This is a genomic window from Saccharopolyspora gloriosae, from assembly GCF_014203325.1.
Taxonomy (GTDB): domain Bacteria; phylum Actinomycetota; class Actinomycetes; order Mycobacteriales; family Pseudonocardiaceae; genus Saccharopolyspora_C; species Saccharopolyspora_C gloriosae.
Map to the genome: position 1 here is coordinate 602838 of NZ_JACHIV010000001.1, position 25478 is coordinate 628315.

General features: G+C 72.0%; 22 protein-coding genes. 19 read left to right on the forward strand and 3 right to left on the reverse strand.

The window, feature by feature from the left end; translation table 11 throughout:
- Nucleotides 1-272: 272 nt before the first annotated feature.
- From BJ969_RS02900 to BJ969_RS02925, 6 genes are all read left to right on the forward strand, one after another.
- Entirely contained in the window at nucleotides 273-3422 is a 3150-nt protein-coding gene (locus BJ969_RS02900) for a PD-(D/E)XK nuclease family protein (protein WP_184484704.1), read from the forward strand.
- Nucleotides 3423-3521: 99 nt separating this feature from the next.
- Nucleotides 3522-4742: a helix-turn-helix domain-containing protein gene (locus tag BJ969_RS02905; protein ID WP_184477048.1), complete on the forward strand. Its 1221-nt coding sequence runs from the start codon at nucleotides 3522-3524 to the stop codon at nucleotides 4740-4742.
- Between the two features lie 88 nt (nucleotides 4743-4830).
- Nucleotides 4831-5115, forward strand: a complete 285-nt coding sequence (locus BJ969_RS02910; protein WP_184477050.1) for a hypothetical protein — start codon at nucleotides 4831-4833, stop codon at nucleotides 5113-5115.
- 202 nt (nucleotides 5116-5317) lie between these two features.
- Nucleotides 5318-5671: a hypothetical protein gene (locus BJ969_RS02915; RefSeq protein WP_184477052.1), complete on the forward strand. Its 354-nt coding sequence runs from the start codon at nucleotides 5318-5320 to the stop codon at nucleotides 5669-5671.
- Nucleotides 5672-5761: 90 nt separating this feature from the next.
- A complete protein-coding gene (locus BJ969_RS02920; protein ID WP_221315691.1) occupies nucleotides 5762-9250 on the forward strand; it encodes an ATP-dependent helicase in 3489 nt (1162 codons plus the stop codon).
- A gap of 340 nt (nucleotides 9251-9590) precedes the next feature.
- Nucleotides 9591-10205 (forward strand): hypothetical protein, encoded by a 615-nt coding sequence (locus tag BJ969_RS02925; protein WP_246456665.1) that lies wholly within the window; start codon nucleotides 9591-9593, stop codon nucleotides 10203-10205.
- Nucleotides 10206-10680: 475 nt separating this feature from the next.
- Here BJ969_RS02925 and BJ969_RS02930 read toward each other — a convergent pair whose 3' ends face one another.
- Nucleotides 10681-11217 carry a hypothetical protein gene (locus BJ969_RS02930; RefSeq protein WP_184477056.1) on the reverse strand — a complete coding sequence of 179 codons (537 nt, stop codon included), beginning with the start codon at nucleotides 11215-11217 and terminating at the stop codon, nucleotides 10681-10683.
- A gap of 46 nt (nucleotides 11218-11263) precedes the next feature.
- Entirely contained in the window at nucleotides 11264-11635 is a 372-nt protein-coding gene (locus BJ969_RS02935) for a DoxX family protein (RefSeq protein WP_184477058.1), read from the reverse strand.
- A gap of 281 nt (nucleotides 11636-11916) precedes the next feature.
- Here BJ969_RS02935 and BJ969_RS02940 point away from each other — a divergent pair, with 281 nt between their 5' ends.
- The 3 genes from BJ969_RS02940 (at nucleotide 11917) to BJ969_RS02950 (ending at nucleotide 13930) form a co-directional block, all read left to right on the forward strand.
- A complete protein-coding gene (locus BJ969_RS02940; RefSeq protein WP_246457381.1) occupies nucleotides 11917-12909 on the forward strand; it encodes a potassium channel family protein in 993 nt (330 codons plus the stop codon).
- Nucleotides 12910-12986: 77 nt separating this feature from the next.
- Nucleotides 12987-13415, forward strand: a complete 429-nt coding sequence (locus tag BJ969_RS02945) for a hypothetical protein (RefSeq protein WP_184477062.1) — start codon at nucleotides 12987-12989, stop codon at nucleotides 13413-13415.
- A gap of 134 nt (nucleotides 13416-13549) precedes the next feature.
- Nucleotides 13550-13930 carry a hypothetical protein gene (locus BJ969_RS02950; protein ID WP_184477064.1) on the forward strand — a complete coding sequence of 127 codons (381 nt, stop codon included), beginning with the start codon at nucleotides 13550-13552 and terminating at the stop codon, nucleotides 13928-13930.
- 87 nt (nucleotides 13931-14017) lie between these two features.
- On the opposite strand, the gene BJ969_RS02955 is transcribed toward BJ969_RS02950, so the two are convergent.
- Entirely contained in the window at nucleotides 14018-15235 is a 1218-nt protein-coding gene (locus BJ969_RS02955; protein WP_184477066.1) for a neutral zinc metallopeptidase, read from the reverse strand.
- 165 nt (nucleotides 15236-15400) lie between these two features.
- Between BJ969_RS02955 and BJ969_RS02960 the strand changes: the two genes are divergently transcribed.
- The 10 genes from BJ969_RS02960 to nudC all read left to right on the forward strand — a co-directional run bounded on the left by BJ969_RS02960 (nucleotide 15401) and on the right by nudC (nucleotide 25302).
- Nucleotides 15401-17095 (forward strand): DUF2207 family protein, encoded by a 1695-nt coding sequence (locus BJ969_RS02960; protein WP_343071191.1) that lies wholly within the window; start codon nucleotides 15401-15403, stop codon nucleotides 17093-17095.
- A gap of 51 nt (nucleotides 17096-17146) precedes the next feature.
- Nucleotides 17147-17560, forward strand: coding sequence for a hypothetical protein (locus BJ969_RS02965; RefSeq protein ID WP_184477068.1), 414 nt, complete (start codon nucleotides 17147-17149; stop codon nucleotides 17558-17560).
- Nucleotides 17557-18102 (forward strand): DUF3558 family protein, encoded by a 546-nt coding sequence (locus BJ969_RS02970; protein ID WP_184477070.1) that lies wholly within the window; start codon nucleotides 17557-17559, stop codon nucleotides 18100-18102. The genes BJ969_RS02965 and BJ969_RS02970 overlap by 4 nt, the downstream gene beginning before the upstream one ends.
- A 102-nt stretch (nucleotides 18103-18204) precedes the next feature.
- Nucleotides 18205-18618 carry a hypothetical protein gene (locus BJ969_RS02975; RefSeq protein WP_184477072.1) on the forward strand — a complete coding sequence of 138 codons (414 nt, stop codon included), beginning with the start codon at nucleotides 18205-18207 and terminating at the stop codon, nucleotides 18616-18618.
- The gene (locus BJ969_RS02980; protein WP_184477074.1) at nucleotides 18615-19151 is read left to right on the forward strand and encodes a DUF3558 family protein; all 537 of its coding nucleotides are present in this window, start codon (nucleotides 18615-18617) and stop codon (nucleotides 19149-19151) included. The genes BJ969_RS02975 and BJ969_RS02980 overlap by 4 nt, the downstream gene beginning before the upstream one ends.
- Before the next feature lie 12 nt (nucleotides 19152-19163).
- A complete protein-coding gene (locus tag BJ969_RS02985; protein ID WP_184477076.1) occupies nucleotides 19164-20525 on the forward strand; it encodes a PPE domain-containing protein in 1362 nt (453 codons plus the stop codon).
- Nucleotides 20526-20612: 87 nt separating this feature from the next.
- Entirely contained in the window at nucleotides 20613-21437 is an 825-nt protein-coding gene (locus BJ969_RS02990; RefSeq protein ID WP_184477078.1) for an ESX secretion-associated protein EspG, read from the forward strand.
- A 258-nt stretch (nucleotides 21438-21695) separates the two neighbouring features.
- Nucleotides 21696-23012, forward strand: a complete 1317-nt coding sequence (locus BJ969_RS02995; RefSeq protein ID WP_184477080.1) for a M16 family metallopeptidase — start codon at nucleotides 21696-21698, stop codon at nucleotides 23010-23012.
- A complete protein-coding gene (locus tag BJ969_RS03000) occupies nucleotides 23009-24376 on the forward strand; it encodes a M16 family metallopeptidase (protein ID WP_184477082.1) in 1368 nt (455 codons plus the stop codon). The genes BJ969_RS02995 and BJ969_RS03000 overlap by 4 nt, the downstream gene beginning before the upstream one ends.
- The gene (gene nudC, locus BJ969_RS03005; protein WP_343071192.1) at nucleotides 24373-25302 is read left to right on the forward strand and encodes an NAD(+) diphosphatase; all 930 of its coding nucleotides are present in this window, start codon (nucleotides 24373-24375) and stop codon (nucleotides 25300-25302) included. The genes BJ969_RS03000 and nudC overlap by 4 nt, the downstream gene beginning before the upstream one ends.
- Nucleotides 25303-25478: the final 176 nt, after the last annotated feature.

The window sequence follows — 25478 nt, forward strand, 5'->3', positions numbered from 1 at the left end:
GCGTGCTCCCTCTGGGGTCTTGGCGTGTTTTCTCTGTCGCTTTCTGTATCAGCCCTGGCCAGCGAATTGTGGAGTCCACAGAGGAGTTTTTGCGCCGCGTTCACAGCAGAATGTGAACGGCGTGGGAAATTACCGTTATTCCGGCTCGCTCGGCCCGGCCTGCGCGATCGGTGTCGGTGCGGCGTGATTCCATCGTGGCCGTGCCCGCCCCGAACAGGACCTCTCCCCGCGAGCCGGCTCGCCGCGAGTCGGCCCCGCGCCGCGCGGCGCCGGTGCTCGTCCGCCGGCCCGGCGGCGAACGACGGCTGGACTGGGACGAGCCCGCCCGGCGGGTGCTCGACGCCGGCGGCGGCGGTTTCCTGCGCGTCCTCGGCGGACCCGGCAGCGGGAAGACGACCTTGGTGGCCGAGGTCGCCGCCGACCGGATACTGCGCCACGGCGTCCCGCCGGAGAACGTGCTGGTGCTGACCTCCGGCCGGGCCGCGGCGACCCGGATGCGGGCGCAGATCACCCGGCGGCTCACCTCCGGCGACGGGCTGCGCACCGCGCAGGAACCGTTGGTGCGCACCGTGCACTCCTACGCGTTCGCGGTGCTGCGGCTGCAGGCGGTGCTGACGGAGGCGCCGCCACCTCGGATGCTCACCGGGCCGGACCAGGACGCACTGGTCCGCGAACTGCTCGAAGGCGACCTGGACAACGGCGCGCCGGACTGGCCGGACTCGCTGCGCGCCGCGCTGCCGGTGGAGGCGTTCGCGGGTGAGCTGCGCGATCTGCTGCTGCGCGTGGCCGAACGCGGCGCCGGACCGCGCACGCTGATCGAGCTGGGGCAGCAGCACGGCCGCCCGGAATGGGTGGCCGCGGGCGGATTCGGAGAGCAGTACGAGCAGGTCACCCTGCTGCGCGGCGGCGGGCACGGCGGCGCGGAGCTGGACGCGGCGGAACTGGTCGCCCAAGCCCTGCTGGCCTTCGACACCGACCCGGAGCTGCTGGCCGCGGAACGCGACCGGGTGCGCTACCTGCTGGTCGACGACGCGCAGCACCTGGACCCGCAGCAGTTCGAGCTGATCCGCAGGCTCGGCGAGTCGGCGCACGAGTTCCTGCTGGCCGGGGACCCGGACCAGGCGGTGTTCTCCTTCCGCGGTGCCGATCCGAGCGCCCTGACCGGCGCCGAACCGGACCGCACGGAGGTGCTCACCACCGGCCGTCGCATGTCGCCCGCGGTGCACACCGCCGTCGGCAGGCTGATCCAGGGCCTGCCGGGCGCCGGGCCGCAGCGCGCGCTGCGGCCGCCGGACGGCGAGGGCGGATCGGTGCAGGTGCGGTTGCTCGGCACCCAGGCGCAGGAGGCGGCGTGGGTGGCCGACCAGCTGCGCCGCGCGCACCTGCTGGACGAGGTGCCGTGGTCGGACATGGCGGTGATCGTGCGCTCCACCGGCCAGTCGCTGCCGGTGCTGCGCCGCGCGCTGCTCGCGGCGGGCGTGCCGCTGGTGCTGCCGGTGGACGACGTGCCGCTGGCGCACCGCACCGCGATCCGCCCGCTGCTGACGCTGCTGCACTGCGCGGCGAGCCCCCCGGCGCTGGATCCGGACGCGGCGGAGGCGTTGCTGTCCTCCTCGCTCGGCGGCGCCGATCCGTTGGCGCTGCGGCGGTTGCGCCGCGGGCTGCTGCGATTGCAGAAGGCCACCGGGGAGCAGAAGTCCAGCGGCGAGCTGCTGGTGGAGGTGCTGCGCGACGGCGACCGGCTCGCGGGCCTGGAGGACGCCGCCGCCCGACCGGCCCGCAGGCTCGCGGCGCTGCTGTCCACCGCCACCGAGGTGATCGGCAAGGGCGTCGAAGAGGCGTTGTGGCGGGTGTGGAAGGCCAGCGGCCTGGAGCAGCGCTGGGTGTCGGCGTCCGAACGCGGCGGCATCGCCGGGGCGCAGGCCGATCGGGACCTGGACGCGGTGGTCGCGCTGTTCGACGCCGCCGCGCAGTACGCGGACCGCAAGCCCGGTTCGGACGTCGTCGGTTTCGTCGACGAGCTGCGCAAGCAGCGCATCACCGGCAGCAGCCTGGCCCCGACCGCTCCGGCCGGGGACGCGGTGTCGGTGCTGACGGCGCACGCCTCGGCGGGCCGGGAGTGGGAGGTCGTGGCGATCCCCGGCGTGCAGGAGGGCACGTGGCCCGACCTGCGGCTGCGCGGTTCGCTGCTGCACACCGGGCGCTTGGTGGACGTGCTCTCCGGCGTGGACGAGCAGGAGCGGGTGTCGGCCACCGCGCCGCTGCTGGCGGAGGAGCGACGCCTGCTGCTGGTCGCCGCCGGTCGCGCGCGGCGGTCGCTGCTGGTGAGCGCGGTGCGCGGGGAGGACGAGCAGCCGTCCCGGTTCCTCGACGAGCTGGAGGGGATCAGCACCGACGTGGAGCAGCAGCGGCCGTTGCTGCGCCCGGAACGCGGCCTGGTGCTGGGTGAACTCGTCGCGGAGCTGCGCCGGGTGGTCTGCGACGGCGAGGCCAAACCGGGTCGCCGGGAGCGGGCCGCCGAGCAGCTCGCGCGGCTCGCGGTCGCCGGAGTTCCCGGCGCGGACCCGGACGGCTGGTACGGCCTGCCGGAGAGCTCCACGGCGGCTCCGCTGGTGGAGCAGGACGAAGCCGTCAAGGTCTCACCCTCCACTGTGGACGTGTTGAGCAAGTGCCCGCTGCGGTGGATGGTGCAGCGCCACGGCGGCGAGGACGCCGCCGAACTCGCCTCCGTCACCGGAACCCTCGTGCACGCCCTCGTCGAGAAGGCCGCCGAAGGCGCCGACCGCGAGCAGTTGCGGGAAGCGCTGGACCAGGCGTGGAAGTCCGTCGACGCCGGAGCGCCGTGGTTCTCCCGCCACGAGCGGCGCCGGGTGGAAGGCATGCTCGACGCGTTCGTCGGCTGGCTGGAGAGCTCCCGCGCCGAGCTGACGCAGCTCGGCGTGGAGCGGGACCTGGACCTGGAGGTGCCGAGCCGCGAAGGCGGTCCGAAGCTGCGGTTGCGCGGCCGGGTGGACCGGCTGGAAGCCGACGGCGACGGCAGGCCCGTCGTCGTGGACGTCAAGACGAGCAAGTCCGCGGTGAGCGCCGACGACGCGCAGGAGCACCCGCAGCTGGCGGTCTACCAGCTCGCCGCCGCGCTCGGCGCGTTCCAGGGCGGCGAAGCCGCGCCGGACGCGCTCACCGAGCCCGGCGGGGCGCGGCTGCTGTACGTGGCGAAGTCCTCCCGGCAGGGGCCGTGGACCGAGCGGGCGCAGGACGGCCTCGACGAGGACCGGCTGCGGGTGTGGCTGGACGTGGTGCACGACGCGGCGGCCTCCAGCGTCGGCCCGGCCTACGTCGCCGCCGAGAACTCCGACTGCCCCCGCTGCCCGGCCCGCCCGTCCTGCCCCATCCACCCGGAAGGCCGCCAAGTCGGCCAGTGACGGGCGGTATGGCCTGCGTCACGATCGGCTCGCTAACCTGTGATCCAGGGCGACGGCTCGATCAGCCGTGCGCGGGTCGATCGCGAAGAGGTGGTCGCTATGACCGACGAGCTCGCAGGCAAGACCATCGGCGAACGCATCCAGATCATCCGGGAGCGGCGCGGCAAATCCCGCCCTGTCGTGGCGGGTCTGGTCGGCAGGTCGGCGGAATGGCTCAAAGCCGTGGAGAAGGGCCGACTGCACACGCCGCGCTGGGAGAAGCTCGTCGAGCTCGCGGGAGCGTTGGGCGTGCGCGACGTCTCCGAGCTCACCGGAAGTGCCACGACGACCGGTTCGACGGAACGCTGCTCGCACGATGCCGTTCCCGCGCTGCGCGAGGCGATCGAAGAAACGGCGTTGACCGTGTCGGCGGAGTCGGCTCCGGCCCCGGCCGCGTTGCTCGACCGGACCGCCGACGCCTGGGCTTTGTGGCATTCGTCCGCGACACCGCGGAAAGCGGTCGGCGCGGTGCTGCCGCAGATCATCCGCGATGGTCGCCGAGCGGTCCGGGTGCTCGACGGTGCCGAGCGGCGGGAAGCGCACATCGCTTTGTCCGCCGCGTACGCGCTCGCGGAGCAGGTGCTCGCTTGGGTGTCCGACTCGGCGTTGTTGTGGCTGGCGGCCGACAGGTGCATGACTTCGGCGGAACTGGCGGACGATCCCGTCGCGCTGGCCGGATCCGCGTGGGTGCTGGGCAACGTGTGGCGCGCGACCGGGCGCGAGGACGACGCCGTGCGACTCGTGGACGACGCGGCCGCGCTGCTGGAACCTCGACTGGACGAGGCCGATGATTCGGTTCGCGCGTTGTGGGGAGCGTGCCGGTTGCACGGCTCGATCACCGCCGCGCGGATGGGACGCGAAGGTGACGCGCTGCGCAGGCTGGACCAGGCCCAGGCGATGGCGAAGAGGCTGCCCGCCGACTACGCGCACCCGTGGACCTTGTTCGGCCGTGCCAACAGCGCGGTGACCTCGGTATCCGTCCAGGTCGACTTGCACCGGTCGGCCGGCGCGATCGACGCCGCCGAACAGGTCGACCCGGAATCGGTGCCGTCGGTGGACCGCCGAGCTCGGTTGTGGCTGGAAACGGCTCGCGCTTACCACCAGCGCAAGGATCGCGCCGCGACGTTGCACGTCTTGCAGCGCGCGGTGCGCGCAGGCGAGGAATCGATGCGGTGCCACCCGGTGGCCAGGGAGATCGCCGGTGACCTGGTCACCTCAGGCGGCGGGATGATCCGCGCCGAAGCGCGCCACCTGGCGCAACGACTGGGAGTGATCGTCTAGCACTCTCGGTGAGGCATGTTCTGTGCCCCACCGCGCGGGGGTTGCGAACGTTCCCCGAACCCTTCGGCTTCGGGCCGAACATGACGGCATGAGCGAATCCGCAGTTCCGTCCCCGCGTCCGATCCGCGTCCCGGTGCGGTACCGCACCGGGGAAGCAGGGGAGACGAGCCGCGTCGTGCACATGGCCGTGTGGACGTCCTCGGCGGTCTACCTCGCGATGTGCGGCGCGGAGCTCGACGGGCATCGGGCTGAGGTCGTCGTGAGCGGAATGCCTTGCATGCCTTGCGTTCGCGAGCTCGCGCTGCGCGAGGACCGTCCGGACCGAAGCGGTCGGGCGGTGGTGGCCCCCGCGGATTTCCGCCTGCCCGGGTAGGCGGTGCGACCCGGTTCGTCGTCGTGACCCCCCGACCTGGCGGCGAGCCGCGCCCGGCCGGTGACCGCACCCCTCCGCGGTCCCGGCCGGGCATCCACCCGGCGAACGCGGAGTGATGTTCGCGGTCGGCTCAGGGCGGGTTCTCGAAAGATGACGCAGCGTGCGGCTACTTTGGTGGGGGTTCGGAATCGAAAGGGGAGTCATGGCGCAGCACTCGAACGGCCTGCACCACCACGGATACGTCGAACGCTCCACGCTCTCGCACGCGTTGAGCGCGGCGGAGCGGCGGATGCTCGATCCCGACGAGGTCATGCACTCACCGGAAGAGGTCGCGGCCTGGCTCGCGGGCACCTTGCGCGCGGCGATGGGGTTGACCGAGGACGAGGTCGGGTTCACCGACGAGACCGAGATCTGGCTGACCGAGTCGCGTCGCGGCGAGACGATCGTGACCGGGCTCAACGACGGCCCGACGATCACCGCCGAGGCCGTCTACGACAGCAACTGCGAGTGCGAGCGCCAGCTCAAGCCCGTCCCCCCGTCGAAGAAGCGCCGCTGAGCGAAGTGGGCCGGGCGCCGGTCGGGCCGGTCGTGGCGGCGTGCTACAACCGGCGCTGACCTGCCGGAACAGCCTGGAGTGGAGCGACGCTTGCCCGAACGGATCAGTCCGCACCGCATCGCGCAGGGGCTGGGGCTGCACCCGCCGACTCCGGAGCAGGCCGCGGTGATCGCGGCGCCCGCCGAACCGGCGCTGGTCGTGGCGGGCGCGGGCGCGGGCAAGACCGAGACGATGGCGGCCCGCGTGGTGTGGCTCGTCGCGAACCGGCTCGTCACCCCCGAGCACGTGCTCGGGTTGACGTTCACCCGCAAGGCCGCCCGGCAGCTCGCGGACCGGGTACGGGCCCGGCTGCGCAGGCTCGCCGGGTCCGGGCTGCTGGACGAGGTGGACCCGAGCGGGCTCCTGCGCAACCAGGTGCTGGCCGAAGAGCCGACAGTGCTGACCTACCACGCCTACGCGGGCCGGCTGGTCGGCGAGCACGGGCTGCGAATCCCGGTGGAGCCGGGCGCGCGGCTGCTCACCCAGACCGCGTCCTGGCAGCTCGCGCACCGCGTCGTGTCGACGTGGACGGAGGACCTGGACACCGAGAAGGTTCCCTCCACCGTCACCGGGTACCTGCTGTCGCTCGCCGGTGAGCTGGCCGAGCACCTGGTGCGGCCGGATCAGCTGCGGGAGCACGCCGAACGGCTGTGCCGGACCATCGAGGACGCGCCGCGGGCGAAGCGGCAGCGCGCCGAACTCCCCCAGGACCTCACGAAGATCATCGCCGCGCAGCGGTTGCGGGCCGCCCTGCTGCCGCTGCTGGAGACCTACGCGCAGCAGAAGCGGCGCGAGGCGGCGATGGACTTCGCCGACCAGATGTCGCTGGCGGCGCTGCTGGCCACCGACCACCCGGAAGTCGTCGCGGGCGAACGGGAACGCTACGGCGCGGTGCTGCTCGACGAGTACCAGGACACCGGCCACGCGCAGCGGGTGCTGCTGCGGGCGCTGTTCGGCGGGGTGACCGCGGGAGCCGACCCGCTGCCCGTCACGGCCGTCGGCGACCCGGCGCAGGCCATCTACGGCTGGCGCGGGGCGAGCGCGGCGAACCTGCCGCGGTTCACCACCGACTTCCCCCGCGCCGAGGACGGCGAACCGGCACCCGCGCGGCGCTACGGCCTGCTGACGAGCTTCCGCAACCCGCCCGAGGTGCTCAGCCTCGCCAACGCCGCCTCCGAACCGCTGCGCGCCGCCGGGCTGGAGGTCGACGAACTGCGCGCCCGCGACGGCGCGGGAGCCGGGGACATCCGCGCCGCGCTCGTCGAGGACGTGCGGGTGGAGCGCGACTGGGTCGCCGACCGGATCGCCGAGCAGTGGCACGCGGTGCTCGACGAGAAGGGCTCCCCGCCGACGTCGGCGGTGCTGGTGCGGCGCCGCTCCGACATGGCGGGCTTGGCGGGCGCGCTGCGCGAACGCGGGCTGCCGGTGGAGGTCGTCGGCCTCGGCGGACTGCTCGACGAACCCGAGGTGCGCGACCTGGTGAGCGCGTTGCGGGTGCTGGTGGAACCGCTGGCCGGTTCCGCCGCCATGCGGTTGCTGACCGGTGCCCGCTGGCGCCTCGGTGCCGCCGACATCGCCGCGCTGTGGGACCGGGCTCGGCGGCTCGGGCCCGCCGCGGAGGAGACCGGTCCGGACTCGGTCGACGACGTGCTGCCGGGGGAGCACGCGGAACAGGCCGGGCTGGTCGACGCGCTCGACGACCCCGGCCCGCCGGAGGCCTACTCGGCGGCGGGCTACGAGCGGATCCGGTCGCTCGGCAAGGAATTGGTGCAGCTGCGCCGCAGGCTGGACCAGCCGCTGCCGGAGCTGGTGGCCGACGTCGAGCGGACCTTGCTGCTCGACATCGAAAGCCTCGCCCGCCCGGCCGGGGCGGGACGCATCCACCTGGACGCGTTCGCGGACGTGGTCACCGACTTCGCCACCGCCAGCCCCTCCGCGCCGCTGTCGGCGCTGCTGGACTACATCACCGCCGCCGAACGAGCCGAGGACGGGCTGGAACCGGGCGAGGTCGAAGTGGCCGAGGACCGGGTGCAGGTGCTCACCGTGCACGCCGCGAAGGGCCTCGAATGGGAGGTCGTCGCGGTCCCGCACCTGGTGGACCAGGTCTTCCCCGGCCGCAGGCACTCCGGGTCGTGGCTGACCTCGGTGACCGAGCTGCCCGCGACGATGCGCGGTGACTCCCAGGACCTGCCCGCGCTCGACCTGGACCGGCTCACCGGAATGGACCGCAAGGAGATCAGCGACGAGCTCAAGCGCCACGACGGCGAGTTCGAGGACCGGCGGCTCACCGAGGAGCGGCGGCTGCTGTACGTGGCGCTGACCCGGTCCGAACGGGTGCTGCTGCTGTCCGGGCACTGGTGGCAGGAGGGCGGCAAGAAGCCGAAGGGCCCGTCGGACTTCCTCACCGAGCTGGCGGACGTGCTGCGCGGGACCGGCGCCGGCGACATCGGCCGGTGGGTGGAGGAACCGGCCGACGACGCGGAGAACCCGCTCGCGGACGCGTTGCGCTCGGTGGAGTGGCCGGCGGATCCGCTGGGGCCGCGGCGCAGCGCGGTGGCCGCCGGTGCCGATCTGGTGCGGGCCGCGATGGTCGCGGCGCGAACCGAACGGTCCACTGTGGAGTCCGGCGGGGTCGAGCGCGCGGCGGATTCCGTTCCGCCGCAGGGCGATTCCCCCGTGCCGCCGGGTCACCAGCCCGAGCCGCCACCCGACGACGCGGAGTACCTGCCGCCGGACGAACCGCCGGACGACGAGGAGCCCCCGCCGCCGGAGGACGACCCCGGTCCGCCGCCGGACGACGCGGACTCCCCGGACGACGAGTCGGAACCGCCGGTGGACGCCGAAGACGACGAGCTGAGCTGGGCCCGCGACGTCGACGTGCTGCTCGCCGAACGGGAAGCGGCGGCGCAGCGCCGCGAACACGTCGTGCTGCCCGGACACCTCTCGGTGAGCCGCCTCGTCGAACTAGCCGCCGACCCGGAAGCCCTCGCCCGCAGGCTGCGCCGCCCGCTGCCGATGCCGCCCAACCCGATGGCCCGCCGCGGCACCGCGTTCCACGCGTGGCTCGAACACCGCTTCACCTCCAGCGCGCTGCTCGACCTGGACGAACTGCCCGGCTCCGCCGACGAGACCGCCCCGCCGCAGGACGACCTCACCGGGCTGCAAGACGCGTTCCGCCGCGGCTCCTGGGCCGACCGGGTGCCGCACAAGGTGGAGGTGCCGTTCGAGACCCAAGTCGCGGGAATCGTGCTGCGCGGCCGGATGGACGCCGTGTTCGCCGACGCCGACGGCGGCTGGACCGTGCTGGACTGGAAGACCGGCGCGGTGCCCGCCGACGACCAGGTGCCCGCGCTCGCCGTGCAGCTCGCCGCCTACCGGCTCGCCTGGGCGGAACTGGCCGGCGCGCCGCTGGAGAAGGTCCGCGCGGCGTTCCACTACGTCCGTCACGACACCACCCTGCGCCCGGCCGATCTCTTCGACGCGGATGGACTCCGCGAACTGATCGACTCCGTTCCGGACTCCGGGAGGTTCTCCGGGTGACCTGCGTAGTGGGCCGGGTGGCGGAACCTCAGCTGCTTCCTCGCTGCGGGATCATTTTTCCAAGTGGCTCCGCCACGAGGAAAAATGCTGTCCTCGCGAGGAAGCAGCTGAGAACCCGCCGGTGGTGACCTTGCTCAAGCTGGTCACTGCTCAGCGGCTTCGCCGCTGACAGGAGAATGACCAAAAGATCATTCTGCGCGGACCCCTTGGGGGCCTCTGCGACTCCTCGTTGCGGGGTCGATGCACTGTCGAGGTTCTGTGGTTGGCGACATGGCGTAGATCCACACCTTCGTGTGGCGGATCTTGTGGTCGCCCGTTCGGACGCATGACGATGCTCGGGATGGAGCAGAACACGGAGTGGAAACTCAACACGCCGCCCGAAGCCGAGGTGCTCGTCGACACCGACGTGCTGTCGCTGCGGGCGCCGCTGGTCCGGGTGCACCGCGACGACACGGGCACCTGGTCGTTCAGCGGACCGGAAGGTGAAACCCGGCCCACCAAGCGCACCATGCTCAGCGCCGTCGTCGGGGCCTGGCCGCACGTGGCCGCGCTGTCCGACCTCGACGTGGGCGGCGGCGTCGTGTGGTCCTGGGCGAAGCACGGCTGGGCCGGTGAGTTCGAGTGCCGCTGCGGCAACTGCGACCAGCCCGTCGCCGCCGACCTCGACCGGCGCACCTGGCCACCGGACCTGCACCCCAACACCCTGATCAGCGTGGAGAAGACCACGCTGTCCGGGCAGGTGCCGCTCACCGACATCCTGTCCACGCCAGGCGGAATCGCGTTCCTGGGCCCAGGCGACCACCGCCGCACCAGCGAACTGATGACCCCCGTAGCCGTGGCCAACGTGATCCGCCGCTGGCCGCACACCATGCAAGCACTGCGAGCCGCCAAGGAAGGCCGAGGCCTCGGCTGGAACCCCCACGGCATGAACTGGCACGAATACGTCCTGGCCTAACCCCAGGCCCAATACCTCGCGGCCAAATGCCCGCCGTGCGGCCGAAGGCCGTGCCGTGGGCGGCGAAGCCAGCCTGCCTCGCGGCCGAAGGCCGTGCCTGTATTCGCGCAGCGAATAGCCCACGTCAAGAAGCCGACCACCGGCGGGTTCTCAGCGTTCTTCTCGCGAGGACAGCTTTTTCCCTCGTGGCGGAGCCACTCGGGAAAAAGATCCCGCAGCGAGAAGGACGCTGAGGTTCCGCTACCCGGACACCCCAGCAACACGAGCCGTGGAAGCAATCCCTAAAGCCGACCTTCCACGCACCACCGCAACCACACGCCCACCGGGGAAGGCTCTAAAATCCGACGCCACGCACCAAGCCGAGCGGGACTCCACAAACCCAGCCACACACCCAAACCGGGCAGGCTCTAGACCCAACCCCCACGTCAAGCCGAACCCGACTCCACAACCCATCCCCACGCCAACCCGGGCGAGATCAGGCAGTGGGGTTTTCGGCTAGTTCTGGGTCTCGTTGGAGGACGAGGGAGTACAGCACTTCTTGGAGCCAGCGGCCGAAGAGGGAGGCGCCGAATTCGGGGGAGCGGTCCTCCGGGGGGAGCAGCACTTCGGACGGTTCCGCGCCGTGGTCGGCGACGACGCCGACGCCGTAGTAGTCCAGTTCGGTCATCGGCCAGGGGCGGTAGGGGTGGCCGCGCGGCAGCACCACGCTGCACGGCGCGAGCGTCATCAGGTTCCCGCAGGCGCGCAGGCCGTACTTCGCCTTCCGCACCGGGACGAGGATGCCCACCACGTCGACCGCGGCCAGCGGCAGGTGGTCGTGCATGGACGGCTGCGACCAGGACCGGAACCACAGCGGATCGTCCTCCGGGGCCCAGCCGTGCTCGCGGCGCCACAGGTGCACGTCGCGCCGAACTCGGGTGACGGCGGCGAAACGGGTTCCGAGCACCTCGACGTGCGGGACGAGGAGTCCCTTCCAGCCGAGGGCGTCGGCGGCGTGCTCAAGCTGCTGCACTGGGAAATGGTAAACCTGCCGCCCCGTCGCGGACTACGTCCGGTGGCTATTTCGTTGCGCTGGAGCGAACTCGCCACGCCCACGCGATCAGCGGAAGCTGCAGCGGCAACCTGCCGTACGCGATGGCCCGCTGCGGCAGGGGTTTCCGCCGGTAGTCCAGCGCCATCTGCACGTTCGCGGGGAACACGCCGACGAACAACCCGGCGGTGAGCAGCCCGCCGAAGCGGCGCCACTTCGGGTGCGCCACCGCCGCCGCGCAGCCGAGCTCGGCGACGCCGGACACGTAGGTCCAGGTGCGTGCCGAACCGGGCAGCTGCTTCGGGACGATGCTGTCGAACGGCTTCGGCTTCGCGAAGTGCAGCACGCCCGCGGTGGCGAGGACACCGGCGAGCAGGTGCGCTGAACGGGGGAACGACATGCGCCGCAGCGTTGCACGGTGCGGTGCCGGGCGGCAATGGCGGAGTGACGCGCGCGGCTCAGGAGGCCTTGCGGTGTGCCGCCGCCGAGCGGGTTATGTTCAGCGTCATCGTCAGCACGCTCAGCCGGAATCGGAGGAATCGTGTCCGAAGGCGGGAAAACCGGAGGTTCGCTGTGGTGAGTCCGAGCCGGGCGAGCCACCTCATCGGCGGGCGGTTGCGGAACCCGATCACGGAGCGGCTCACCGACCGCCCGGATCACACGCTGGTCGGTGTCATCCGGATGCCGGAGGTCACGATCAGCCCGGTGCGCTCCATCGTGCGCCGGATCATCGGCGCGGGGCTCGCGCTGGCGGTCACCGTGGCCATCGTCTACATCGGCCGCGACGGCTACCGGGACACCGCGGGCGGCGAGCTGAGCCTGCTCGACGTGGTCTACTACGCCACGGTGTCGCTGTCGACGACCGGGTACGGCGACATCACCCCGGTCAGCCCGCTCGCCCGGCTGGTGAACGTCCTGGTCATCACTCCGCTGCGGGTGCTGTTCCTGATCGTGCTGGTCGGCACCACGCTCGAAGTGCTCACGGAACGCTCCCGGCAGGCACTGAAGATCCAACGCTGGAGGACGAAGGTGCGCGACCACGTGGTCGTCATCGGTTACGGGACGAAGGGCCGCTCGGCGGTCACCGCGCTGCTCGGCGACGGTGCCGATCCGCAGCGGATCGTCGTCGTGGACACCGATCACGCGGCGCTGGAAACGGCGTCCTCGCTGGGGCTGGTCACCGTGAACGGTTCCGGCACCCGTTCCGACGTGCTGCGCGTCGCGGGCGTGACGCGGGCGCGCGCCATCGTGGTCGCCCCGGCCCGCGACGACACCGCGGTGCTCGTCACGCTGACCGCGCGGGAACTGGCGCCGAAGGCGCAGCTGGTGGCCGCGGTGCGGGAAGCCGAGAACGTGCACCTGCTGCGCCAGTCCGGCGCCGATTCCGTGGTGGTCTCCAGCGAGACCGCGGGCCGGCTGCTGGGGATGGCGACGTCCACGCCGTCGGTGGTGGAGATGTTCGAGGACCTGCTCACCCCGGACGTGGGCCTGGCGATAGCGGAGCGGGAGGTCGACCCGAAGGAGGTCGGCGGCTCGCCACGGCACCTGCCGGACATCGTGCTCGGCGTCGTGCGCGCCGGTGAGCTGTACCGGGTGGACGCGCCGGAGGCCGACGCGATCGAGGACGGCGACCGGCTGCTCTACGTCAAGAAGGTCACCCCGGCCGAGTCCTGACTTCCGGCGAAAACCGCCCGTCACGGCGAAACCTCGGGCCATGCAAGCTTTTTCCGGCGTTCTGGGACCATTGCGGTGTGAGGCGACGAGGCGGTTCGGCATCGGTGGCGCTGATCCTGGTGGCGCTCGGTCTGCTCGGGGTCATCGTGGTGGCGTTGTCCTGGTGGCGGCTGCCGAACGTCGGTTCCTCGGACGGCGAGATGCGTGCCGCCACGGCGAAGGTGATCGAGTCGGCGCCGTGCGGCCCGTCCGCGCGCGGCGATCTGGTCGAGGTCCGCGTCGACGGCGAGACGCGGCAGCTGCGGTTGGACGGCTGCGGGCACACCTCGGGCCAGACCATGCAAGTGCAGATCCCCGCCGACGGCGGCGAACACGCGGTGCGCGCGGGCGAATCCGACGACAGCGGCGGCTTGCACGCCAGGGCGAGCTGGGTGCTGTCCACCCTGGCCGCGATCGCGGGCGGCGGCTACGCCCTCCTGATCACCCGCCCTCGCGCGTTGAGCTGAGCACCTGCTCCCCGGCCGGTCCTTCCTCGATCGAGGAGCTCCGCGCGATCGGATCTTCCCCGTTCCGCACCGCGCGCGAGACGGTCTCTGGCACCATCCCGGTTGATCAACACACCAACCTGGGGAGGTTGTCGATGACAAGAACAACGGTGCTGCGTTCGCGTCTGGCACTGGTGTGCGCCGCCGTCGGCCTGGTGGGCGTGCTCGCCCCGGCCGCGCAGGCGACCGCTGCTCCGGCGGCGGATCCGGCGCGCGTGGTCGCCGAAGCCGGGCAGACCCCCGCGGCGACCGTGCAGGCCTACTACGACGTCAACCTGCTGGCCGCTCCCGGGGCTTCGGACGTCGTGGGATTCGTCCGGGCCGGAACTCTCCTGGAGAGCCCGAACGGCAACGTCAACGGTGCTTGGTACCCCGGGACGACCTGTGGCGACCACATGGACGGCGACACCTGGGCAGAGGTGTACGTGCCCGGAACGCAGCGGTTCGGCTACGCGCCTTCCTACTGCATCATGTAGTTCTCGCCGACCCGCGGGTCGAGGTCGGTCCGCGACCGGCTCGGCGCGTGGCGGGCGGGGCACACCGTCCGCCACGCGACCGTCGGCTCAGTCCACCTGGTCCGGGGTGGCGATCCACGTGTTGCACTCGGTGACCCGGTTCTTGTAGAAGCCCTGGTCGATCCACGCCGTGTTGGTGGCGATGCTGCCGTGGTCGGGCTGGGCGTTGTACTCGTCGCCTCGCCCGCGCGAATCGGTGAGCGCGGCGAAGATGATGTCGTTGTGCACGCCGCCGTTCTGCAGCGAGGCCAACGCCATCCCCTCGTAGCAGGTCGCCTGCAGCTCCGAGCGCCGCGTCAGTTCGAGCCCGACCGGGCTGGTGCCGTTCGCGTCGTAGGACGCCGCCGTGTACGCCTGGTTGATGCCGCTCATGCTCTGCACCGCGTGCCCGAATTCGTGCGCGAACTGGCCGAGGAAGACACCTGCGTCGGTGCGCCCCTCCTTGTCGGCGTAGTAGCGCGCCGTCATGTAGATCGTGTTGTTGCCGGGGCAGAACATGGCGGTCTGGTCCCAGGTCCGGGTGCCGCAGGGGCTCTCCACGGTGCCGTCGATGGTGAGCACGGACGGCATCCGGACCGGCAGGTTCGCCTCCTGCAGGGCGGGCGCCCACATCGCCATCAGGCAGGGCAGCGCGGCTTCGTAGAACGCGGCCTGCGCGGCCGTGTCGGTGGCGAACGGCGGCAGCGGGCAGGGCGTGTTCACGGCGCCGTTGCCGGGAATGTTGATCGGGTTGTCGCCGAGCGCGGCGACGGGACGCGCGGCCGGCGCGTACCCGCTGCTCGGGGCCGTGGTGGGCGCGGCGCTCGACGACGGGGTGGAGCTCGGCTCGCTCGACGTCGTCGGCGCGGCCGAGGTCCGCGAATCGTTGGCCGAACCGTCACCGGTCTCGTGCACCGGGGTCTCGTAGTCGGACGCGTCCGTGCCGGACCGCGTCAACGCGCTCACGCCGACGGTGCCCGCGCCGAGCAGGAACAACCCGGTGATCACCAGGGCGACGATCACGCCGGGGCCGGTCTTGCGGGGCTGCGGCGGCGGAGCGGACGACGGGTCGTGGCCCTGCTGCCACGGCGGCGGCGGACCCCAGTTCGGCGGCTGGGCCGGCGGCGGCAGCTGCGGGGGCAGGTAGTGCGGCTGCCCCTGGCCCGCCTGCTGCGGCCCCTGGTACTGGGCCGGAGGCTGGTGGTGCGGCAGCGGTTGCGAAGCCGGTGGCGGGCCGACCGGACGCTCCCCCCACGGGGGTTGCGACTGCGGTGGTGGCTGCGTCATTGACCGATCTCCCGGCTTCACCGACGACTGGAGCGCACCGAGCTTAGCGGTGCCGGGACCGGCGTTGGTCCACCGATCAGTCCACATCGGAGGTGCGCGGTGATCGCCCTCCGGTGCGGTCCTGACGCGGCCGGAGCTTAGCCAGGCCCGGCTATCGTTCGGGCCGTGTTGCGGAAATCGGGCCTCGCCGTCCTGCTGCTCGTGGTCGCCGCGCTGATCGGCCTCCCCGCGACCGGCCGGTCCGTGCCCGAGCCGATGCGTCCGCCACCTGCTCAGCCGGTGAACGTGCTGCCCGGCACCCTCGCCACCGACGTGCGGGTCAAGCTGCAACGCAACGGCGAGCTCACCGTCGCCGAACGGATCACCGTTCCGGACGGTCCGCCGGTGCACCGGACGATCCCGCTGCGGCAGCGCACCGGAGGCGGCATCGACCGCGTCTTCGCGCTCAGCGACGTCCGGGTCGACGGCGGCCGCATCGAGATCGGGCCGGACGCGGCCCGCTTGACCCTGCCGCCCGGCGAGGTGGCGTTCGACTACACCGTGCGCGGAACCGTCGCCGGGATCGGAGACCTGCAGGAGATCCGCTGGCAGCTCTCCGGGGGCTGGGACCTGCCGGTGGACCGGGTGTCGGCGTCGTTGCTCGTTCCGCAGGTGCCGCAGGACATCAGCTGCCTCGCAGGCCCGGTCGGCGGTCACGAGCGCTGCGACGGCTTCGAGATCGACCGCGCCCGGCAGGTGCGGGTCCTGCAGTTCGGGCTCGCCGCGGGTGAACGGATGGACCTGTCGCTGCGGGTGCCCGCCGGCGCCGTGCCGTCGAACGCGATGACCGAGCGGCGCTTCGACCCGGCCTACGCGTTCTCGCTGACACCCGCCGTCGGGACTGGTCTCGTGGGTGCGGCGCTGCTGCTGATCGGTGCTTTCGGGGTCCTCCGGCGGTTGCGGGTCCGCGACCGCCGGATGTCGGCCGCGGCGTCCGGGCCCGTCGAGGTGCTGATGACCACCGCGGACGGCACCACGGCCTTCGCGTCGCCGGACGGCGTGCTGCCCGGCCAGCTCGGCACCGTCGCCGACGAACGGGTCGACCTCGTCGACGTCGCCGCCACCGTCGTCGACCTGGCGGTGCGCAACTACCTCGGGATCGAGGAACTCGACGGGGACTGGCGCATCGCGCGCCGCAACGCCACGGACTCCGGGCTGCGCGAGCACGAACGCGCCGTGCACGACCTGCTCGTCGGCGACCGGGAGCAGGTGCTGGTCTCGGAACTCGCGGGCCGCAACCTCGCGCCGGTGCGCGACGCGCTGTACGCCGACGTCGTCGCCGACGACTGGTTCACCCGCAGGCCCGACGCCGAACGCAACCTGCTCTGGTGGGGCGGCGTCGGGATCGCCGCGGCGGGAGCGCTGCTCACGGCGCTGCTGGCGCTCACCGGACCGTTCGGCCTGCTCGGCGCGGCCGTGGTCGTCGTCGGCGGAGTCCTCACCGCCGCCGCCCGGCTCGTGCCCGCGCGAACGGCGCGGGGGAGCGTGCTGGCCGGGCAGATCCACGGCCTGCGCGAGCACCTGCGCACCGCGTCCGCGGCGGACGTTCCGGCGGTCGACCGGGAGACGGTGTTCTCCCGAGCGCTCCCGTACGCGCTGGTCCTCGGGGAATCCGAGCGGTGGCTGGCGAAGTTCGCCCCGCCCGACCCCGGCGGTGCGCCCGGCCCGCACTGGTACGCCGAACGCGGCGCTCCCGCGGACCTCGCGCGCTTCCGGGAGGCCTTCCCCGCGTTCGCGGCGGCGCTGTGCGCCGCGCTCGGAACGCGCAGACGTTCGCCGGGTTCGCCCGAACCGGTGACCGATGACGTGGCGTCGCGCTAAGGTGATCGACGTTCGTCGGGGGAGATCAGTGGAGTCCAGAGGGGCCTGGGGATGACGAGTGCGGAGGCCGGCGGGTTCGCGGCGGCGAAGGAAGGTCTGAAGGCGGTCAGCGCCCAGACCCAGTCGATCAACCAATCGGTCGGCGCGGGCATGCTGTCCCTGGACCCGGAGGTCGCGGAAAAGGCCGCGAAGCGCGTCGAGGAAGAGATCCTCGAGTTGCGACAACTGGCGAGGAAGATCAACTCGCTGAGCCTCGTCAAAGGGTTGGGGAACTACCCGGACGGCCAGCAATTGGCGCAGCGCTTCCAGGACAAAGCGACTGATGCGGATGCTGGTGCATTCGCCTTGATTCGTGCGCTCCAGGAAGAACTGCAGAAACAGGCGGATGCGTTTCGGGGAGCGGCCCGGGACTACCGTGCGACCGACGAGCAGAACGCCGACGATCTCAGGCGAGGTATGCAGTGAAGAAGAGCTCCCGGACAGTTTCCACGACGGCCGCAGGTTTCGCCTTGTTGGCGTTGTCGTCGTGCGCGCTCGGAGACTCTGGTCCCGATGGCGGCAGTGGAAACGACGCGGCACCGCCGTCGGAAGCGCAGGGAACAGGGCTTGCGGACTTCGACCCTTGCACGTTCTTCAAGCCGGACGAGCTGACTTCGTTCGGAGTGGGGACGCAGGCCGAGGACTTCACGCTCGTGAGCTTCCAGCCTGGATGTTCTTGGACCGGGCAAGACCTTGACCTTGTCCTGCAGAAGAATGCAGACGAGACCGTCGATAGCTTGAGCAAGGGCGCTTGGGACGAGTTCACCAAAATTGACGTAGCCGGCCGCGAAGCTGCTCGAGTCGTGCCTGCAGGTGCTACTGGCCAAGGGATCTGCAACACGGTCGTATCCACTGGCGGGGGAGTGGCGCTCTACCAGCTCACCGCAGCGATGCGTGACACCCTCGCTGATCCGTGCGGCGAGATCGAAAAGATCGCCAACCAGACCGCGTCTCGTTTGCCAGCTTGATTTTGGGGGAACGTGGGGTTTTCCAGCACGGTCGACAAGACGTCGCGCTAAGGTGATCGACGTTCGTCGGGGGAGATCAGTGGAGTCCAGAGGGGCCTGGGGATGACGAGTGCGGAGGCCGGCGGGTTCGCGGCGGCGAAGGAAGGTCTGAAGGCGGTCAGCGCCCAGACCCAGTCGATCAACCAATCGGTCGGCGCGGGCATGCTGTCCCTGGACCCGGAGGTCGCGGAAAAGGCCGCGAAGCGCGTCGAGGAAGAGATCGAGGCGCTTCAGGGGTTGTACAGCCGAGCGTTGGCCCTGCAGCGCGTCAAGGGCCTCGGGGACTATCCGGACGGCCAACAGTTGGCGAAGCGCTTCCAGGACAAGGCCGTTGATGCGGAAGCCGGAGCTTTGCCGCTGATTCGCTTGTTGCAGGGCGAATTGGTCAAGCAGGCGGAAGCGTTCCGCGGGGCTGCCAGAGATTACCGTTCCATTGACGACCAGAACGCCGATGACCTTAGTCGAGGTATTCAGTGAGCAAGTTTGTCCGATCCCTTGTCGGCGCCACCATGGGTGTAGCGCTCGTCGGCCTTTCCGGATGCGCGCTCAACGCGGGCGGCGATTCAGGAGGCGACGCGCAACCCACAGGGCCGGGTGCGGAGGGGTCGATCGAGACTTTCGACCCGTGCAAGTTCTTCGAGCCGAATGAGTTGACGGGATGGGGTCTCCCCGCGCAGAGCGAACCCTTCGAGGGGGTCAGCTTTGAGCCGGGCTGCACGTGGGCCGGTGGCCAGATGTCCCTCGTCCTGCAGAAGAACGTCGACGAGACGGTGGAATCGTACGAAACCAGCGGAAGCTGGGAACGGTACGAGAAGAAGACCATCGGCGGGCGCCCGGCTGCTCTGGCGAACGTGCCCGGCGGCGGTAGCACCGGAGGTTGCACGGTTCTGGTCGATGCCGGTGGCGGCGTGGCGATCTACTCCGTCTCCGGAAAGCTCACCGATTCGGTGGACGCATGCGCGGAAACCGAAAAGATCGCCGATCAGACCGCGTCTCGTTTGCCAGCTTGATTTGGGGGAATCATGGGGCTGTTCAGCACGATCGACAACGCGGGTTCACGGATCTTCGGCTACGAGAGCGACGCCGAGGAGCAGCGACGCGAGCAGGGCGAAGAGGCGAACCGGATAGCGCAGCAGCAGCAGGCTCAGCTGGCGCAGCAGAACTCCGGGATGAGCGTCAACGGCTACGACAACCCGGCGATCACGGAATGCGTGAACTGGGGCGGTTTCGACCACGCGCAGATCTACCGGACGAACCAGGAGTCGATCGACCAGGGCAAGGTCGGCGAGGTCGCGCAGGCCTGGACCGAGTTCGCGAAGGCGCTGCGGGAACGCGGCGAGAACTACGGCAGGGACCTGCAGCAGATCGTCGAGGGCGGGTGGCAGGGCGCGGCGGCCGACAGCGCCAAGGAGGTCGGCAAGCCCGCGTCCGACTGGATGAAGGCCAGCGCGGACGCCTTCGAGGTCACCGGCAACAACCTCAACGCCGCAGGTGAGGCCGCCGGTCAGGCCAGCAAGATGGTGGAGAAGCCGGAGGGCTTCAGCTGGGGTTCCGCCGCCGCCTCCGCGATCCCGTTCGGGGCCGCGGGGGCTGGTATCAACGCGCTCTCCCAGATGGAGGAGCGCGAGCAGGCCGAGCAGGCCGCGCGGGAGACGATGGGCCGGGTCTACAGCCCGACTCTCTCCCAGGTCGACGCGAAGATGCCGCAGTACACGGCGCCGGACGGCAGCACGAAGGAGCCGCCACCGGCGACCCCGCCGCCCGGTACGGATTGGGGCGGCGGTCCCGGAGCGGGCGGCCTCGGCGGCGGGCCGGGCTCCGGTATCGGAGGTGGCACGCCGTCCGGGCTTCCCGGTGGCGGTTACGGCGGTTCCGGTCTGCCGGGCGGTGGCTACGGCGGCGGTTCCGGCGGTCCGGGAAGCGGTATCGGCGGTGGCGTGCCCACCACGCCGTCCGGCAGCGGCAGCCAGTGGGCCGGACAGCCCGGCGGACCGGGCATCGGTGGTCCCCCCGGTGGCGGCGGGATCGGAGCCGGTGGTGCCGGTGGCGGTGCGGGCGGCGGGCTCGGCGGCATGGCGGGCGGACTCGCCGGTGGCCTCGCCGGTGGCGCCGGTGCGGGCGGCATGGGCAAGGGCGCCGGTGGCGTCGGCGCGGGCGGCCGGGCCGGTATCGGCGGCGCGGGCGCGGGCGCGGCAGGTGGCGGCGCCGGTGCGCGCGGAGCCGGTGGTGGCCGAGGCGGCATGGGCGGCGGCATGGGTGGTGCCGGCCAGCGCGGCCAGCAGGGCGAGGACGCCGAGCACGAGCGCCCGTCCTGGCTGGAGGAGCACGACGACATCTGGATGAACGACATGCCGAAGACCGCGCCGCCGGTGCTGGGCGAGTGATTCACCGCCGACCGGCATCGGGGGCCGGTCGGCCACCGGGACCGGTCGGCGGTTCGGCATCTGCACTTCACAGGGGAGAGAAACGCAGTGACCGCTTTGGGGTCTTGGCAGTTGCCGCCGGTGCACCTGGACGTGGCGCTCAAGCACCTGCGGATCGACCGGCTGACGTTGCCGCTGACCAGCAAGTCCGCCGGGTACACCGCGGAGCAGTTCAGCCGCGTGGCGAAAGCCGAACTGGACCGCATGTACGCGAGCGGTGCCGTCGTGGACGACGAGATCGCGCCGCCGCTCGCCGAGGCGCTGAAGGTGCTCGCCACGCCGTACCTGTGGGTCGATTCGATCTGGTTCCCGACGGTCGGCGCCGACCACTGCTGGCGCGCGCTCGCCGTGTTCACCGAGGGGAATCGGGTCGTGCTGGGGGTGCAGTCGCCCAGCGCGGACCCGAAGCGCGGTGGCCTGGTGACCGTCGAGGTGCACGAGAACGTGCCGCTGCCGCAGGTCCTGCTGGCCACGCTGCCCCCGGCGCGGGTCGGCGGGCAGGGGCCGGTCCGGGTTCCGCAGGCGTCGTTGCAGCGGCAGCCGCAGCCGGACGACTTCGGGCAGGCGAGCATGATGCGCTCCGCCACCGAGGAACGCGGCAGCACCGGGGACCGGCAGGTCCGGCTCTACGAGACGATCGGCAAGGCCCCGCACCAGCGCATCGGGCAGCTCTCGGCGAACCTGCGCGACCGGTACGGGCGCAGGCGGCGGTCGACCGTCGTGTCCTGGTTCGACAACCTGGAGCCGGACGGACGGTACTTGAACCGGGTCGAGCGCGGGAGTTCGGGCGAGCAGGTCTTCGCGCTCGTCCCGGCCGACGCGCGCACCATCGGCGTCGAGATCGACTCGCTGATCGCCCAGGTCCGCGCCTGATCCTCGGTGTTCGCGCAACGGCGAACGCCCTCCGCGCGCCGCTCACCGCGAGTGCCCGTCCGCGCGACGTTCCGCCACCGGACCGCGCCGGGCGCGGCCGGCGCGGGCACGTCCGAGCAGCGCCCTGGCCTGCGATGGCGCACGGCCGAGTCCCCTCCTGCGCGGCGCGGACGCCGCGGTCGCGGCCCGCGGCGGTGAGCACCGAGCGCAGCGAAGGGGGTACGCACAGCGTTACGTTGCGCACGTAGGCTGCGAGGCATGGTCGAACCCCCACTGCATCGCGTTACCCTGCCGAACGGGCTGCGCGTCGTGCTCGCGCCGGACTCGGCGCGGGGCGCCTCCGGTCAAGCCCCCGTCGTGGGCGTCAGCGTGCACTATGACGTGGGCTTCCGCTCCGAGCCGGAAGGCCGCACCGGATTCGCGCACCTGTTCGAGCACCTCATGTTCCAGGGCAGCGAGAGCCTGGAGAAGCTCGCGCACTTCCGCCACGTCCAAGGCTCCGGCGGCACCTTCAACGGTTCGACGCACCAGGACTACACCGACTACTTCCAGGTGCTGCCCTCGGCGGCGCTGGAGCGGGCGCTGTTCCTGGAAGCCGACCGGATGCGGGCCCCGAAGCTCACCGAGGAGAACCTCCGCAACCAGGTCGACGTGGTGAAGGAGGAGATCCGGCTCAACGTCCTCAACCGCCCCTACGGCGGGTTCCCGTGGATCCTGCTGCCGCCGGTGCTCTACTCCACGTTCGCCAACGCGCACAACGGCTACGGCGACTTCACCGACCTGGAGCAGGCGACCGTCGAGGACTGCGCCGCCTTCTTCGACACCTTCTACGCGCCCGCGAACGCGGTGCTCACCATCGCCGGTGACTTCGACGTGGACCGGGCCACCGAACTGGTGCACAAGCACTTCGGCGACGTCCCGGCCCGCGAGGTGCGCCCGCGCCCCTCGTTCGCCGAGCCGTTGCCGACCGAGCAGCTCACCGGCGTGCACGCCGACCCGCACGCGCCGCTGCCCGCGATCGCGCTGGGGCACCGGCTGCCGGACCCGGTCGGCGAACTCGACCAGTACCTGGCGAACATCGTGCTGGCCGCGGTGCTCACCGACGGCGACGCGTCCCGGTTGCAGCAGCGGATGGTCTACCAGGACCCGCTGGTCGTCGACGTGCACGCGGGCTGCGGCCTGATGGGCGCGCCGCTGGACGCGCGCGACCCGGACACCTTCACGCTCACCGCGATCCACACGCCCGAGGTGGAGCCGGAGCGGGTCGTCGCCGCCGTCGACGCGGAACTGGAAGCGCTCGCCGCGACCGGGCCCACGGCGGAGGAGCTGTCCCGCGTCACGTCCCGCTGGGCGGCGTCGCTGCACCGCGAACACGACAGGGTCGTCTCCCGCACGCTCGACCTGGGCAGCACCGAGCTGATCCACGGCCGCGCCGAGCTCATCTCGGAGCTGCCGAAGCGGATCGCCGAGGTCGGCGCCGAGCAGGTCGCCGCCGCCGCGAAGGCCCTCTCCCCGGACTCGCGCGCGACCCTGCGCGTGCAGCCCGACTCGAACTCCGCCGGAGGTGCGGCATGACCCAGGCCCCTCACCGCAGCGCCGAGGAGATCGGCCGCACCGAAACCGGTCCGCGACCGCTGCCGCCGCTGGGCGAACCCCGCCCGCTGCGCACCCCGGAGGTCGTGGACGCCACGCTGCCCAACGGGTTGCGCCTGATCGCGGCCCGCCACGGCGTGGTCCCGATGGTCGAAGCCCGGCTGCGCATCCCGTTCGCGGGCGAGGACGCGATGCACCCGGCGACGTCCGAGGTGCTCGCCGAGACGATCCTGACCGGCACCGCCGCTCGCGACCGGGTGCAGGTCGACACCGACCTCGCCGCCGTCGGCGGCGAACTGCACGCGGTGGTCGACCCGGAGCGCCTCAGCTTCATCGGCAGCGCCCTGTCCAGCGGGAAGGGCACGCTGCTGGAGGTGCTGGCCGACGCCCTCACCGGCGCCGCCTACGCCGCCGACGAGGTCGCCGGTGAGCGGGACCGCCTGGTGGAGCGGCTCGCCGTGGCCCGCTCGCAGCCGCGCGTCATCGCGCGCGAGGAGCTGCAGCGGCACCGCTACGGCGACCACCCGTTCGTCCGCGAGGTGCCGCAGGCCGCCGACGTCGGGCAGGTCACCCCGGAGGCCGTGCGCGAGCTGCACGCCGGCGCCGTGCTGCCGCGCGGCTCCACGCTGGTGCTCGTCGGCGACCTGGACCCGCACACCATCGTCGACGAGGTGACGCGGATCCTGGCGCCGTGGGATTCGGCCGTCGCCGCCACCGAGCTGCCGGACCTGCCGGAGCTGCGCGGCGGGGACGTGCGGCTGGTGCACCGCGAGGGCGCCGTGCAGTCGCAGCTGCGGATGTCCGCGCAGGGCCTGCACCGCACCGACGAGCGCTACCCGGCGCTGCAGATCGCGAACCTCGGCTTCGGCGGCTACTTCTCCTCCCGGCTGGTGGAGAACATCCGCGAGGACAAGGGCTACACCTACGGCGCGCACTCGTCCTTCGAGTTCACCCGCGGCAACGGCACGATCCTGGTCGACGCAGACACCGCCAGCGAGGTCACCGCGGCCGCGCTGCTGGAGATGCGCTACGAGTTCGGCCGCATGGCGCTGGTCCCGCCGACCGAGGCGGAGGTCGAATCGGCCCGGCAGTACGCGATCGGCGGGCTGCTGACCTCGACGTCCTCGCAGTCCGGGATGGCGTCGATGCTGCTGACGCTCGCGGTCGCCGGGCTCGACCACCACTGGCTCACCGCGCACCCGGACCGGTTGCGCGCCGTCACCGCCGAGCAGGTCGCGGAGGCGGCGCTGTTCTACGCGCCGACCCGGTTCACCGGTGTCGTGGTGGGCGACGCGGACAAGATCGGCGACCGGCTCGCGGCGCTCGGCGGGGTGGTGCTGCCGTGACGGAGGCGTGGGCGCCGCCGATCGCGGCGGACGGCGGTTTCCTGCTCGACTCGGCGCCGCTGCTGTCCCGGTCCACCGTGGATCGTACGGAACTGCTGCGGGAGGGGCCGGTCACCGAGCTGTGGTCGTCCGGCCGGGTGCTGCTGGTCGACGGCAAGGGCCGCGCCCAGATCGGCCCGGACGGGCGCCTCGTCTACGAGGACGCCGCGGTGTTCGGCGAGCAGCCCACGCCGCACGCGGTGCTGCTGGGCAGCCAGCAGGGCACCGTGTACTGGGCGCTGCGCACCGAGCGCGACGGGTCGCAGGAGGGCTGGCAGGACCTGCGGATCGCGGGCGCGCAGCTCGACGACACCGACGCGGGCCTGCTCACCACCGCGGTCGGCCTGCTCAACTGGCACGACCACTCCCGCTACTGCGCGGTGTGCGGCGCGGCGACGAACCGGGTCAAGGTCGGCTGGGCGCGGCGCTGCTCCGGCTGCGACCGCGAGGAGTACCCGCGCACCGACCCCGCGGTGATCTGCCTGGTCCACGACGGCGCCGACCAGGTGCTGCTGGCCCGCCAGCCGGTGTGGCCGCCGGAGCGGTTCTCCGTGCTCGCCGGGTTCGTCGAGGTCGGCGAGTCGCTGGAGGCCTGCGTGCAGCGGGAGGTGGAGGAAGAGGTCGGCGTGCACGCCACCGACATCCGCTACCTCGGCAGCCAGCCGTGGCCGTTCCCGAGGTCGCTGATGCTGGGGTTCGCCGCGGTCGCGGACCCGGCCACGCCGCTGCGGCCCGCCGACGGCGAGATCGAGGAGGCCCGCTGGGTCTCCCGTGCCGACGTGCGGGCGGCGATGAGCACCGACGACGGCATCATCCCCGGCTTACGCCTGCCGCCTAGCGTCTCCATCGCCCACCGAATGCTCAAAGGCTGGGCCTTCTGGTCCTGACGTGAACAGGAGGAACTCCCCGTCGCCGGACGAGAACACCGGCGACGGGGACGTTCCCCCGTCGATCGCGACCACGAAAGCCGCCGATCTCGTCTTGTCGGCGCCGAATCCGCGAACGGCTCTGCAGTGTGACTTTGCGGCGAAGCCGTGCTCTGCGGCGTAGCCGTGCTTGTATG

What these genes read in the sequence shown, in the direction of transcription:
- BJ969_RS02950 (WP_184477064.1), top strand. Translation starts at nt 13,550, where the DNA reads ATGACAAGAACAACGGTGCTGCGTTCGCGTCTGGCACTGGTGTGCGCC.
- BJ969_RS02905 (WP_184477048.1), top strand. Translation starts at nt 3,522, where the DNA reads ATGACCGACGAGCTCGCAGGCAAGACCATCGGCGAACGCATCCAGATC.
- BJ969_RS02965 (WP_184477068.1), top strand. Translation starts at nt 17,147, where the DNA reads ATGACGAGTGCGGAGGCCGGCGGGTTCGCGGCGGCGAAGGAAGGTCTG.
- BJ969_RS02935 (WP_184477058.1), bottom strand. Translation starts at nt 11,635, where the DNA reads ATGTCGTTCCCCCGTTCAGCGCACCTGCTCGCCGGTGTCCTCGCCACC.
- BJ969_RS02925 (WP_246456665.1), top strand. Translation starts at nt 9,591, where the DNA reads ATGGAGCAGAACACGGAGTGGAAACTCAACACGCCGCCCGAAGCCGAG.
- BJ969_RS02975 (WP_184477072.1), top strand. Translation starts at nt 18,205, where the DNA reads ATGACGAGTGCGGAGGCCGGCGGGTTCGCGGCGGCGAAGGAAGGTCTG.
- BJ969_RS02915 (WP_184477052.1), top strand. Translation starts at nt 5,318, where the DNA reads ATGGCGCAGCACTCGAACGGCCTGCACCACCACGGATACGTCGAACGC.
- BJ969_RS02940 (WP_246457381.1), top strand. Translation starts at nt 11,917, where the DNA reads ATGCCGGAGGTCACGATCAGCCCGGTGCGCTCCATCGTGCGCCGGATC.
- BJ969_RS02955 (WP_184477066.1), bottom strand. Translation starts at nt 15,235, where the DNA reads ATGACGCAGCCACCACCGCAGTCGCAACCCCCGTGGGGGGAGCGTCCG.
- BJ969_RS02985 (WP_184477076.1), top strand. Translation starts at nt 19,164, where the DNA reads ATGGGGCTGTTCAGCACGATCGACAACGCGGGTTCACGGATCTTCGGC.
- BJ969_RS03000 (WP_184477082.1), top strand. Translation starts at nt 23,009, where the DNA reads ATGACCCAGGCCCCTCACCGCAGCGCCGAGGAGATCGGCCGCACCGAA.
- BJ969_RS02910 (WP_184477050.1), top strand. Translation starts at nt 4,831, where the DNA reads ATGAGCGAATCCGCAGTTCCGTCCCCGCGTCCGATCCGCGTCCCGGTG.
- BJ969_RS02995 (WP_184477080.1), top strand. Translation starts at nt 21,696, where the DNA reads ATGGTCGAACCCCCACTGCATCGCGTTACCCTGCCGAACGGGCTGCGC.